This window comes from Salinicoccus jeotgali (assembly GCF_055379195.1).
Genome location: NZ_AP043830.1, coordinates 1600001 through 1612359 on the forward strand (window position 1 = coordinate 1600001; position 12359 = coordinate 1612359).

The window sequence follows — 12359 nt, forward strand, 5'->3', positions numbered from 1 at the left end:
ATTATCATAAAAGGCTCAAGTTGTATATAATGAATTTCAGAGGTGAATAAGTATATGAAGAAACAGGGCAATAAAATCTTAAGGATAAGAGGCTATGCTTTGGCCTTGATATTCATAGGTATGATTATCATGTATGCTGGGGTGTTCTTCAGAACCATACCTTGGCTCTTTAGCATATTCCTCTTTGTAGGACTGCTGCCGATTCTCTTAAGTTTTGCGATCTACTTCTGGGTTGGTATGATAAGTACACGCGCGCTCACAGTTCAATGTCCGAATTGCGAAAAGCATACGAAGATACTTGGGCATGTGGACTTCTGCCAGCACTGCAAAGAACCGCTGACAGTAGATAAGGAACTTGAAGGCGAAGATTTCAGCCTCGACTATAACGTCCCCCACCGTAGGGAAAAGGCAATTGAAGAGAAGAAGCAGGACGGAAACATGCAAAAAGACGAGCAGGCGTAAGCCAGCTCGTCTTTTTGCATTTCATCTATGCTTCCCTGCATTCCGGGCAAGTGCCGTATATTTCGAGCCTATGGTGGCTCACATCATAAGATGTGACCGACCCTGCCAGATGTTCGACCTCTTCAAGGCCCGGATAATGGAAATCAGTGATCTTCCCGCATTCACTGCAGATGATGTGGTAATGCGTATCCGTAATGAAATCAAATCTGCTTGACGAGTCCCCATAGGTAAGTTCTTTGACAAGCCCTGTTTCCTTGAACAGTTTCAAGTTGTTATATATGGTTGCAACGCTCATATTGGGATATTCATTCGACAGTGCTTTGAAAATATCATCAGCAGTCGGGTGATCTTCGGTTTCGATCATATACTTGAGCACTGATTTCCTTTGAGGCGTTATCCTGACGCCAGTCTCTTTCAGCGCATTGATCGACTCGGTAAACCGATCCTGGGCATCCATCATTTTCATATTGATACCTTCCTTCTATAACTGACTACTATAATAAGATTATTGTACTTGGTTTGGAAATTGTTTGTCAAATCACGTGGATCAATACCCTCTATCCGGATCTATTATGTTTTTCATGGAATCGAAATCATCCATATATTGAAGGTTATGCATGAATATTTCAAAGCCGCGCTCCAAATACCCTGATGTCTTGGAAGAGGCATGGGGGGTGATCGTAAGATTGTCGAACGTATAGAATTCATGGTTTTCCGGCAGCGGTTCTTCATTGAAGACATCAAGTATCATATGCCTGATCATGCCATTTTCAAGGACTGCCGTTATCGTTTCGTCAGTCATGATGTCACCACGCCCGATATTGACGAATACCGCGGATCCTTTCATTTCTTTGAAGAAATCCAAATCGAGCATATACTTTGTATCGGGTGTGCTTGGCAGTATATTGATCACTATATCAGCAGCACCTATTTCCGCAGTCAAATCTTTAATGGCATGGACGGTCTGAAACCCTTCTGCCTCGTGGCCTGTAGTATTGTACCCTGTCGTCTCCAGACCGAAGGCTCCAAGTACAGAAGCGAGGTGGCTCCCAATGCTGCCGGTGCCGAGGATATGCACAGATTTACCGTATATCTCCTCTGTTTTGGCATTCTTTCTCCAATGGCGTTGCGCCTGGTCTTCTTTCAATTGATGGAAACCTTTGTGGAAATCAAGCAGCAGACCAATCGTATATTCAGTCATTTGAATTTTGTGGATGCCTCTTGCATTCGTTATATGGACATGTTCCAGTTCCCCAAGCGGGAGGTCATCGAGCCCTGCGCTCATAACCATCATCCATTTCAAATTTTTGAAGGCTTCAACATCATCAGAAGTGAAGTCAGAGCCGTAGGTGACGAAGATGTCACACCACGCTTTATCATCATCGGTCACTTCTTTAGATTTCCGGTAGATGTATGTCATATCGGGATGCGCTTCCTCTATGGCTTCGACCATGTCCGGTTTCAGGTGCACTGTGGATAGGATATGTTTCATCTAATGCACCCCTTCCATGTATGCTTTAAGTTCATCCATATGCGACTTCGCGTTGACGTCATCCCACCGCTTCAGGATGTTGCCTTCTCCATCAACAATGAATGTCGTACGTGCGATACCCATGAATTCCCTGCCGAAGGCCTTCTTCTTCCTATACACTCCAAGAGCCTCAGACAAGGCGAACCCTTCATCGACCAGCAGATCGAAATTCAAATTGTTTTTCTCGATGAAATTCTGATGCTTCCTTTTTGAATCGCCGCTTACACCATATACTTTGACTCCGAGTTCATTCAGGCGCTCCATATTGTCCCTGAGGTCACACGCCTGTGTCGTACATCCCGGCGTATTGTCTTTTGGGTAGAAATAAATGACTGTCCTCTCCCTGAGGTGTTCATTGGTGATGCGTTCGCCATCTTGATTCTCAAGTTCGAACTGAGGAAATTTTTCCATCTGTAGTCCTCCTAAAGGTTTCTTACTCCTGATGATACCTAAATTTCCCTTTACGCTCAATAGATGTTACTTCTTAAATAAGCCTCCGGTATGTGGTAGAATACTGATTGTAAAAAAAGATGCTAAAGGATGAAGTAATATGTACTCTCATAAGAAATCAGAAGCACTCCGTGCCGAAGCGGAAAATGTGATCCTAGGTGGCGTCAACTCGCCCTCCCGCTCATATAAAGCGGTTGGAGACAGAGCGCCTGTCGTCATGGATCGAGGCGAAGGTGCCTACTTCTATGATGTTGACGGCAACCGTTATATCGACTATCTCGGCGCCTACGGCCCGATCATCACTGGGCATGCACACCCGAGGATTCATGAGGCGATAGCCGAACAGAGCAGCAAAGGAATATTATATGGTGCCCCGACGACCCTTGAAATAGACTTCGGTAAAAAGATTAAAGAAGCCATTCCTTCATTAGAGCGTGTACGTTTCGTGAACTCAGGTACAGAAGCTGTCATGACGACGATCCGTATTGCGCGGGCATATACAGGACGCAATAAAATACTTAAATTCGAAGGCTGCTACCACGGCCACTCAGACCTCGTCCTCGTCGCTGCCGGAAGCGGACCAGCGCAGCTCGGCACACCAGACTCTGCCGGGGTGCCTAAAGGGGTTGCAGAAGATGTCATCACCGTACCATTCAACAATCTCGATGACTTCAAGACGGCCATCTCCCATTTCAAGGATGAAATCGCAGCCGTACTGGTTGAACCTATCGTAGGCAACTTCGGCATCGTCGAACCCGAGGATGGTTTCCTTGAGGCGATAAATGAGATCTCCCATGATAATGGTTCACTCGTCATATATGACGAAGTCATCACGGCTTTCAGATTCATGTTCGGTGGGGCCCAAAATCTGCTTGATGTCGAGCCTGACCTTACTGCTTTAGGCAAAATCATCGGCGGTGGCACTCCAATCGGAGCCTACGGTGGCCGCAAGGATATAATGGAAAGCGTGGCACCTCTTGGGCCTGCCTACCAGGCTGGTACCATGGCTGGAAATCCACTAAGTATGGCAGCCGGTTTAGCCTGTCTTGAAATCCTTGAGCAGCCTGGGGTATACGAGACACTCGACAACCTTGGAGAGAAGCTTGAAGATGGCTTGGTTGACCTGATAGATAAGTATGACATCACAGCGACGATCAATCGACTCAAAGGTGCATTGACCATTTACTTTACAGAAGAGTCGGTAACTGATTACACTATGGCTGAGGCCAGTGACGGCGAAGAATTCGCCAAGTTCTTCAATGGCCTGATAAATCGCGGAATCAATATTGCACCTTCCAAATATGAAGCGTGGTTCCTGACTACTGAGCATACTGAAGCAGATATTGAAGAGACCCTTGCAATTGTAGAGGACGTTTTCAAAAATGACTTTTAGGAGATGCTGCCATGCGATTTGGCGCTAGAGTTTTCAAGACGGGCATTACTGTTGTCCTAACACTGATGATTACGAATTTCCTCGACTTCCAGCCTTCATTGATTGCTGCAATTGCTGCTGTCTTCGCACTGCAACCGAACGTCCACAGATCCGTGATGCGGACGTGGGACCAGTTCCAGGGCAACTTACTCGGCGCAATCGCTGCAATCATCATGGTGCTCCTGTTCGGCAACAACATCATCGTGATCGGACTGACTGTGATTCTCGTTCTCGCAGTGTTGCTGTTTTTCAATCTGCAGAGTGTGTCTGCGCTCGCCGTGGTCACGATGATTGCCATCATGGATGCCCCGACCGTAATCGAGTCCTCCACTTCACTCGACTTTCTTGAAGCGGCAGGAACCCGATTCTCCTTAGTGATGATTGGTGTCCTATCATCACTTCTAGTCAACCTGCTGTTCATACCTCCAAGATACGAGACGAAAATGTACCACAACTGTTTCAATATAACGAGCGACATCTTCAAATGGCTCCGTCTCGAACTCAATGCGGTAAGTGAATACCAGATCGTCAAAAAAGACATTGAATCTTTACGTACAAGAGTCGTTACACTCGAAACGATGTATTTGTGGTACCGCGAGGAAAAAAGTTATCTCAAGCGTAATCGTTTCGCATCCGCCAGGCGTAAAATCCTGTTCAGGCACCTCATTTCATCGACCCGGAGAGCCTTTGAACTACTGCGAAAACTCAACCGATATGAAAATGACTACAATCATCTGGATGATGATTTCAGATTGCGTATCAAGTACGAGATGGATCAGCTGATGGCCTACCACGAACAGATATTCATGAAATTCACTGAAAAGATCCGTCCGGAAGCTGAGTTTGAGATATACGATACGGAGGAACGCTCCCAAAAAACCATGATGGATGATTTCGTCAAGCTCTATCAGGAAGCTGAAACAGAAGACGACAAAATCCAGTATGAGAATATTCTGGAATTCATCTCATCACTGCATGAGTATTCCAACTCTCTTGATCGCCTTGACCGACTCACATCCAGCTTCTTCAAATTCCATTCTGATAAAAATAAAATAAACATCCAAGATGAAACTTTGGATATATAAAAAGCTCAGGTGCTTAAGCACCTGAGCTTTTTCATTTCCATCCGTTGTTGTCCAGAGGTTTACCGCGGAATCTGCTGACATGAGGATTCCCTTTAACTATGAAGCGGTACAGATAATCCGTCGCTTCAGCCTTATTATCAATACCAATGCGTTTGGTCGCCTCTATCTCTCTCGGCGTCCTGCCTTCCCTCAAAGTCAATATACCGTTGTTCAGTTCCATGCCGTTATGGAGTTCCCGTCTGATGCCGAGGGATTTCGTCAATTTACCCGGACCATCAGTCAATCCTTTCTCGCGCCCCCGCCTGTCAATCATCGTCTCGATGCCGTGATTCGGTTCTATCCCCCGGATCAGGACACCTTCTGGGTGTTCGCGCTCCTTCGTCAGGATATTCATGCAGTGGTGCCCATGCATGGTATAGACATAGATATGACCGAAATCATTGAACATCATTTCATTCTTTTTAGTCATCTTGCCCCCGAATGTATGCGCCGCGCGATCGTTGAGCCCGAGGTAGGCTTCGGTTTCAGTGATGAAACCGCTTGTCTCCACCCCATCTATATGAGTGATCACTTCTACACCAAGGAGCTGCTTTGCTGCATTTAATGTATCTTCTCCAAGAAAGCTGATATCAATTACAGCCATTAGACTTCACCCCTTTTATAGGTTTTGGATGCTGTAGAGATTGTAATAGTCCCCTTGCTTTTTCATCAGTTCCGCATGTGATCCGGATTCCCTGATCTGGCCATCCGCCATCACGAATATGCGGTCAGCATGCGTAATCGTTGAAAGCCTATGTGCCACGATGATCGTCGTCCGATTTTGTGACAGTTCCAGCAATGTATCCTGGATAATACTTTCACTTTCGAGGTCCAGGGCACTGGTAGCTTCATCAAGAATCAGAATAGGTGGATTTTTAAGGAAAACCCGAGCAATGGCAATGCGTTGCTTCTGTCCGCCGGATAATTTGACGCCCCGTTCTCCGACTTCCGTGTCATAGCCTTCCGGGAGTTCCATAATGAACTCATGGGCGTTTGCCCTTGCTGTCGCTTCAAGCATCTCTTCTTCAGTTGCATCAGGCTTTGCCAACATTATATTTTCCCTTATGCTGTCGGAGAACAGAATGTTGTCCTGCATGACGAGCCCCACATTATTACGCAGGGATTCAATCGTGTAGTCCCTTATATCGGTATTGTCGATCGTCACTTTACCGGCAGTCACATCGTAGAACCTCGGAATCAGTGTAACCAGGGTGGATTTACCTCCTCCACTCATACCTACAAATGCAACAGTTTCCCCGCTTCCAACACGGAAATTGATATGTTTCAACGTGTCCGTATCTTCTCCGTTATAGTCAAAACCAACATCTTTGAATTCGATGTTGCCATCAGTATGTTCAAGCTGTCTGGCACCTGGACGATCTTTGACATCATATTCTTCATCAAAGAGATGGAAGACACGATCCATCGAGGCGATGCTCTGCGTCAATGTTGTAGATGAAGAAACGAGTCTTCTGAGCGGACCGTACAAACGATCCAGATATGCAATGAATGCAGCAAGTGTCCCGACAGTGAGATTACCCTGGATGACCTGATAAGCCCCATATCCTACGACAAGAAGCGGTCCGATATCTGTGACCGTGTTGACGACGGAGAAGCTTCTCGCCGTCCATTTTGCGTGGTTTGTCGCCTTGCTCAGAAAGTTGTTATTGTGCTTATTGAAATGTCCGGCTTCATTTTTTTCAACTGCAAAACTCTTTATTACATTGATTCCCTGTATGCGCTCGTGAAGAAAACCCTGTACTTCAGCTAGCGCCTGGGAACGCTCTCGCGTAAGATTCCTCAGTTTACCGAAGAAATACCACACCCCGAATATATAGAGCGGGAAGATGATTATCGACACCAGCGTCAGTTCGCCGTTCATGGAAAACATGATCGCAAGGGCAATCAAAATCGTCACCAGATCGAGCCAGATGTTCATCAAACCTGTCATGATGAAGCTTTTAGTCTGCTCCACATCATTGATGACCCGGGAGATGATTTCACCAACTTTACTGTTGGAGTAGAATTTGGCGCTCAACATCTGGAGGTGGCCATACATTTTCTTTCTGATGTCGTAGAGGACCTTATTGCTTGTCCATTGGGCGAGGTATTGCCTGAAATATTCAACAGGTGGCCTGATGATGATGAATATGAATGCAAAGATCAAGAGCACCTGGATCAGCATATCGATTCTCTCATCTGTGCCCAGACCCTCTGGCATGATGATATCATCGATGGTGTATCTGATCAGCAATGGCAGGAGAAGCGGAATCCCGAATTTGAGCACGCCGATGAGTATCGTCAATATGATCAGCCATTTATACGGTTTGACAAATTGCATATAGCGTCTTATCACAGAAAAACTTCCTTTTCCTACATAAAAAACAACCAACTTTTTAAGTTGATTGATTTTTAGTATGATTTAAAATCATTGTTGAACCTGCCCTGCCACACCTTTATGAAATCTGGTGCAAACGGGCCTTTCTTCTTTTCGATCCAGTGTTGGAGCACATCGACATTGTGCCTTAGTATCCTATCAATATCTTCTGGATAATTCATCCTGTTTTTGTGTAGACGATATTCGTCTTCATCAAGCAGATGGTACTTGCCGTCCGGGTACACTTTGATATCCAGATCATAATCGATATATTTCAGTGCCTCTCCATCATAAAGGTAGGGGGATGAAATATTGCAGTAATAATAGACCCCGTCTTCTCTGAACATGCAGATGACATTGAACCAATACTCTGCATGAAAGTAGACGATCGCAGGTTCCCGGGTCACCCAGGTGCGGCCGTCACTCTCTGTGACGAGCGTACGGTTGTTGCCGCCGATCACCACATGATCGCTTCCCTTTAGGATGGTCGTCTCAGACCATACCCGGTGGATGTTGCCGTCATGCTTATAGCTCTGAATCTTTACCTTGCTGCCTTCCTCCGGTATGGATTCCAGACTCATATTCCACACCACCTTTAAAATTATACTATTGTATTATAGCATACGCAGAGTCAGGTATATAGTCATCCGCCCATGTCTTCAAACAAGTGGTACAGCTTCTGCATCGCCCTGCTCATCGGCAGGGCACCGACATCTTCAAGTTTTATGAAATCTTGGTGGGAATCGCGTGTATACAGAATGTACCCTTCCATGAACCATTTCTTATGGGTGAAGACATGCGACACGCTTCCTATATGTTCTCCCTTATGGTGGACTTCGATGCCCAGCTCCTCCTCGATCGTTTCAAGTGACGTGTCCACATCAAACCGCGGCAGTTCATACATGCCCTGCAGCAATGTGCCATCCTGCTTCTGAAGCAGGATCTCATTTTTACCATTCAGGATGAAATATACGTTATAATAGTACTCACTCTTCTTCTTCGCCTTTTTCTTGACCGGCAGTTCGGAAACCTTATTTTCATGGTATGCTTCGCAATGTTGCCTGACAGGGCACATGATGCATTTCGGGGCCCTCGGTGTACATATCGTTGCACCAAGTTCCATAAGGGCCTGGTTGAAGTCACCGGCTTCCAGAGGAATCAATCTCTCAACCTTTTCCTTGACCGCTTTTTGAACGGAAGGCTTGGTCATATCGCGATCATCTGCATCAAGACGTGACATTACGCGGAGGACATTGCCGTCCACTGCTGCTATAAGATGATTGAACGCAATACTTTGGACTGCCCCCCCTATATAGGGGCCTACGCCCCTCAGCTTAAAGAACGCTTCAGGATCGTCCGGTACAACCGAACCGTAATGTTCTTTCACTTCCTTGACTGCTGTCTGGAAGTTTCTGATCCGATTGTAGTAGCCCAGACCTTCCCAGTCCTTCAGGAGCGCCTCTTCATCAGCTGTAGCCAAGCTGTCTATATCAGGATATTTTGTTATAAATTTCTCAAAGTAGGGTATAGCAGTAATGACTTGCGTCTGTTGCAGCATGACCTCACTTAGCCATATCTTATATGGATCCCGTGTCTTCCTCCACGGGAGCGGCCTTCGATTCAAGTGATACCAGGCAAGCAGATTATGGCTGAATTCTGAAGTTTTTAGCATAGATACATTCCTCCAACTTAATTACATTATTCGAATGGGGAGATTTCACATGGATACTTTGACGCATACATTGATGGGCGGCACTATCGTCGGGCTCGCCGCAATCGATCCGACAATAGAACCTCTCTCGATCGGGTTCGCCTCTGTAGTAGTAGGTGCTTCCCTGATACCGGATATAGATACTGTGATGAAGATGAAGAACAATGCGGTATACATCACCCACCATCGTGGTATTACCCACTCCCTCCCCTTCACTTTTTTCATATGGCCAGTCCTCCTGACGGCCTTAAGCGTATTGCTGTTCGATCTGCCTGCGCTCAACATGTACCTCTGGATACAGTTCGCCGTGTTCCTACATGTTTTCGTTGATATATTCAACTCCTATGGCACACAGGCCCTACGACCCATCACTCATACTTGGATCCAATTGAGCGTCATCAATACAATCGATATCCCGATCATCATCATGCATGTGCTCTTTTTCATATTATGGTATTTTGGAATGTCACCTGTGACACTTTTCATTGTTCTTTACCTAGTTATGTTCATCTATTATGTCACCCGCTTCTTCATACAATCATACTTGAAAAGGCAGGTGGAGCATCTGTTGCCGAATGAATACATCAAACGTGTATTCTGCATGCCGACCATCCGCTTCTTTGAATGGCGTATAGTTACTGTAGCACAATCCTCCTATTATGTCGGTCGGAGTTTCCGCGGTCAGATCCTCTTTTACGACCGCTTCACCAAAAGTCCACCTATCGAAGAGGAACGGTTCAACAGGATCAAACAGGATAAGAATTTCAAAGCTTTCACCTTCTTCTCATCCATCTACACTTACGAGGTGACAGACATTTCGGAAGACATCGTCGAGATACGCTATATTGACTTGAGATACTTGAAAGAGGGTCATTACCCGTTCGTCTGTATCATGCATGTCAATCGTCATACGAACGAGGTTGAACATAGCTACACAGGTTGGGTATTTTCAGAGAGCAAGCTTCAGAAGAAACTCGCAGAAAACTGATGCATCAACTAATAAAGCGACCGGTCATTGACCTGGTCGCTTTATTTTGAATTGATACATGTTGATTTTGATTTTACTGTAGTATTCGAACATCCACAGGTACAGGAATATCAATTGCACAATGAGCAATATGTCATGCGGCAACCTATTGATGTTCCAGGGGACCTGCACTGCGTTCGTCTGCAATCCGTTGATGACATAGTAGAACGGATTTAAACTCAACAGGCTTGAAATCCATGGTTCAAGCTGTTCAGGCCTGTAAAGTATGGGAACTGATATCACAAGGACGATGAAGACGAATACATCGACTGTACGTCGTTTTTTAATTTTAGCCGATAGATAGAGCATTGTAAAAGGCAAGGTCAATAGCACGCCCAAAATCAGATAATACAGGAGTGTAAAAATGTTGATGAGCCAGTCTTCTATGACAAGTGCGGTAAAGGCACTATAGAGTACTATAAACATCAAAAAGACGAAAGTCTGGAATATGATTGATGGCACTATTCTCATATACATCGGAATGTAGCTCATCTTGAGGACTGAGTCCTTGTAATAGAAGGCATTCTCGTTAAGGACCACCATCCCGAACAACCATACTGCACTCATTATACCAACAAGTGTATAAAGATATTCTATAACTGTATTTTTATCCATGATCGCCATGGCTATCAGCAGAAATCCGAGCCCGCCGGCATATATGAATAGGGGAGTGAGTGTGTGGGTCGAAAAAATGGAGGTCTGTCTGTATATCTGACGGATGAGATATTTTGTTTTGTGGTTCATGGCAGCCCTCCTAGCGGTTGATGTATAACCATGTTTCGTTCGATGCATCCAAGATCATATAACCTTCCGGCAAGTGGAATATCGCATCTTCTTCCGTAATACCGAATTCCTTATACATCTTTTCGATGTTTTCGGCTGGGAAAGATACCGAGAGTACTACGTCATCCTTTATATGATAAGTGATGGGGACACCGAGGCGCGCATATCTGTCTGTCTGCTCGGTAATCGTATCCACTTCATCATTAAGTAACGACACTCCTCCATTCAGGAACTTTTTATAAAAAAGATAACTACCTCCGAATGTGTCGGCTGTATATGGAAGGAGTTCTACTAAAGTTGTTTCAGGGTAGAGGCTTGCCGGGTTGAAGTACAGAATGGATGAGGCATCCACTTCGACATCCAATCCATCCTCCACGATTCTATAATCGCCTTCACTATCGCTCGATATTTCCAGAAGATACATGTATGGAATGGACTCTCCTTCAAGTTCCAAATCCGGATCGGTATTGATGCCGTAGGCGAATCGCTCTGACTCTTCAGCCTCTGGCAATGCCGCGGGCTCCTCAGTCGCAGATCGGCTGTCTGTAAATGAAATGTCCATGAAAATGATTATGCTGGACATGAACATGACGAACAGCAAGACCACGGAGATGATGATTTTCTGCACGTTGAACTGGTCGATCAGACCGCTTTGGTTCCGGCTCATCCTCTTGAGTCCGTGTTCATAACGCCCATAATCCTCAATATTGCGTTTCCATTCTATATCAAATTGGGCTTCTTCATCCATATTCTTTATCTGGCTCTTCTTCTTTTCATAAGCGTTATATTCAAGGACACCTTCCCGCACACTGCCGTCATACCTGATCTGGCCATAGCTGAGCCACAGGAAATAGTTCGCAAGCGTCTGAATCGGTTCAATATCACTCTCAAGTAGCAGCACACCTTTTTCAGCCGATTCAAGGGCATTGATCGTCTCTTTGAATACTTCTTTATCTTGCTTATGGAGATGGTGGTACATATTGCAGTAGACTACAATATCGGTATTGGCCTGTTTTGAGATTTCAAGAAGCACAAGCGCCAGTTCACGCCTTGTGAGATTGTTTACCGTATTATATTGATGCTTCCTGAAGAGTGGCAGTTCCAAAAGACGTTCCTGTGCCTTTTGGACTTCTTCTACACCCATGAACTCCTCAAGCAGCTCCCGCGTGAAGATCTCCAAAGGATGCGGATTGTCCACATGATCCAGCACATCGAGGCTCAGCATTGAGCTTGCGGTTTTGACCTTGCCCTCTTTCAGGTCAAGTGTACCATTGACCACTTCCTTCAGATAATGGAGTGTCCTGTAGTCGGACAGTATGCCCAAAACTTCTCCTTTATACAGATGGAAGGTCACATCCTTCAAGATGAGGCCTTCAGATCTGCCAAGCATGCGGTCTATGAACTTAGATGCTTCCTTGGCATATGTAAGCTCAAGGGCCCTGAACAGAATGATGTTTTCCAT

The 12359-nt window shown here is 45.4% G+C and carries 13 protein-coding genes; 4 read left to right on the plus strand and 9 right to left on the minus strand.

What is annotated here, in order from left to right; translation table 11 throughout:
* Positions 1-54 precede the first annotated feature (54 nt).
* Positions 55-462 (plus strand): DUF2614 family zinc ribbon-containing protein, encoded by a 408-nt coding sequence (locus ACZ43I_RS08285; protein WP_344700685.1) that lies wholly within the window; start codon positions 55-57, stop codon positions 460-462.
* A 25-nt stretch (positions 463-487) separates the two neighbouring features.
* Here ACZ43I_RS08285 and perR read toward each other — a convergent pair whose 3' ends face one another.
* The 3 genes from perR to bcp form a co-directional block, all read right to left on the minus strand.
* Positions 488-928 (minus strand): peroxide-responsive transcriptional repressor PerR, encoded by a 441-nt coding sequence (gene perR, locus ACZ43I_RS08290; protein ID WP_344700684.1) that lies wholly within the window; start codon positions 926-928, stop codon positions 488-490.
* Positions 929-1009: 81 nt separating this feature from the next.
* Positions 1010-1954, minus strand: a complete 945-nt coding sequence (locus tag ACZ43I_RS08295) for a D-2-hydroxyacid dehydrogenase (RefSeq protein WP_344700683.1) — start codon at positions 1952-1954, stop codon at positions 1010-1012.
* Positions 1955-2404 carry a thioredoxin-dependent thiol peroxidase gene (bcp, locus tag ACZ43I_RS08300; protein WP_344700682.1) on the minus strand — a complete coding sequence of 150 codons (450 nt, stop codon included), beginning with the start codon at positions 2402-2404 and terminating at the stop codon, positions 1955-1957. It abuts the gene before it with no gap.
* Between the two features lie 139 nt (positions 2405-2543).
* On the opposite strand from bcp, the gene ACZ43I_RS08305 reads away from it, so the two are divergent.
* Together ACZ43I_RS08305 and ACZ43I_RS08310 are read left to right on the plus strand one after the other, a co-directional pair.
* Positions 2544-3836: a glutamate-1-semialdehyde 2,1-aminomutase gene (locus ACZ43I_RS08305; protein WP_344700681.1), complete on the plus strand. Its 1293-nt coding sequence runs from the start codon at positions 2544-2546 to the stop codon at positions 3834-3836.
* 11 nt (positions 3837-3847) lie between these two features.
* The gene (locus ACZ43I_RS08310; protein WP_344700680.1) at positions 3848-4960 is read left to right on the plus strand and encodes an FUSC family protein; all 1113 of its coding nucleotides are present in this window, start codon (positions 3848-3850) and stop codon (positions 4958-4960) included.
* A 31-nt stretch (positions 4961-4991) separates the two neighbouring features.
* On the opposite strand, the gene ACZ43I_RS08315 is transcribed toward ACZ43I_RS08310, so the two are convergent.
* The 4 genes from ACZ43I_RS08315 to mutY form a co-directional block, all read right to left on the minus strand.
* The gene (locus ACZ43I_RS08315) at positions 4992-5603 is read right to left on the minus strand and encodes a DNA-3-methyladenine glycosylase (protein WP_344700679.1); all 612 of its coding nucleotides are present in this window, start codon (positions 5601-5603) and stop codon (positions 4992-4994) included.
* Between the two features lie 15 nt (positions 5604-5618).
* Positions 5619-7355 carry an ABC transporter ATP-binding protein gene (locus ACZ43I_RS08320; RefSeq protein WP_344700678.1) on the minus strand — a complete coding sequence of 579 codons (1737 nt, stop codon included), beginning with the start codon at positions 7353-7355 and terminating at the stop codon, positions 5619-5621.
* Positions 7356-7411: 56 nt separating this feature from the next.
* Entirely contained in the window at positions 7412-7957 is a 546-nt protein-coding gene (ntdP, locus tag ACZ43I_RS08325; protein ID WP_344700677.1) for a nucleoside tri-diphosphate phosphatase, read from the minus strand.
* 62 nt (positions 7958-8019) lie between these two features.
* A complete protein-coding gene (gene mutY / locus ACZ43I_RS08330; protein WP_344700676.1) occupies positions 8020-9048 on the minus strand; it encodes an A/G-specific adenine glycosylase in 1029 nt (342 codons plus the stop codon).
* Positions 9049-9097: 49 nt separating this feature from the next.
* Between mutY and ACZ43I_RS08335 the strand changes: the two genes are divergently transcribed.
* Positions 9098-10075, plus strand: coding sequence for a metal-dependent hydrolase (locus ACZ43I_RS08335; RefSeq protein ID WP_344700675.1), 978 nt, complete (start codon positions 9098-9100; stop codon positions 10073-10075).
* Between the two features lie 24 nt (positions 10076-10099).
* Here the strand turns inward: ACZ43I_RS08335 and ACZ43I_RS08340 are convergent, their stop codons facing one another.
* The gene (locus tag ACZ43I_RS08340) at positions 10100-10858 is read right to left on the minus strand and encodes a hypothetical protein (RefSeq protein ID WP_344700674.1); all 759 of its coding nucleotides are present in this window, start codon (positions 10856-10858) and stop codon (positions 10100-10102) included.
* A gap of 10 nt (positions 10859-10868) precedes the next feature.
* Entirely contained in the window at positions 10869-12359 is a 1491-nt protein-coding gene (locus ACZ43I_RS08345) for a hypothetical protein (RefSeq protein WP_344700673.1), read from the minus strand.

Bases quoted from the DNA above. Each gene is read 5' to 3' on its own strand.
- ACZ43I_RS08315 (WP_344700679.1), bottom strand. From the start codon at position 5,603: ATGGCTGTAATTGATATCAGCTTTCTTGGAGAAGATACATTAAATGCA.
- ACZ43I_RS08310 (WP_344700680.1), top strand. From the start codon at position 3,848: ATGCGATTTGGCGCTAGAGTTTTCAAGACGGGCATTACTGTTGTCCTA.
- ntdP (WP_344700677.1), bottom strand. From the start codon at position 7,957: ATGAGTCTGGAATCCATACCGGAGGAAGGCAGCAAGGTAAAGATTCAG.
- mutY (WP_344700676.1), bottom strand. From the start codon at position 9,048: ATGCTAAAAACTTCAGAATTCAGCCATAATCTGCTTGCCTGGTATCAC.
- ACZ43I_RS08335 (WP_344700675.1), top strand. From the start codon at position 9,098: ATGGATACTTTGACGCATACATTGATGGGCGGCACTATCGTCGGGCTC.
- ACZ43I_RS08305 (WP_344700681.1), top strand. From the start codon at position 2,544: ATGTACTCTCATAAGAAATCAGAAGCACTCCGTGCCGAAGCGGAAAAT.
- ACZ43I_RS08345 (WP_344700673.1), bottom strand. From the start codon at position 12,359: ATGGAAAACATCATTCTGTTCAGGGCCCTTGAGCTTACATATGCCAAG.
- bcp (WP_344700682.1), bottom strand. From the start codon at position 2,404: ATGGAAAAATTTCCTCAGTTCGAACTTGAGAATCAAGATGGCGAACGC.
- perR (WP_344700684.1), bottom strand. From the start codon at position 928: ATGAAAATGATGGATGCCCAGGATCGGTTTACCGAGTCGATCAATGCG.
- ACZ43I_RS08295 (WP_344700683.1), bottom strand. From the start codon at position 1,954: ATGAAACATATCCTATCCACAGTGCACCTGAAACCGGACATGGTCGAA.
- ACZ43I_RS08285 (WP_344700685.1), top strand. From the start codon at position 55: ATGAAGAAACAGGGCAATAAAATCTTAAGGATAAGAGGCTATGCTTTG.
- ACZ43I_RS08340 (WP_344700674.1), bottom strand. From the start codon at position 10,858: ATGAACCACAAAACAAAATATCTCATCCGTCAGATATACAGACAGACC.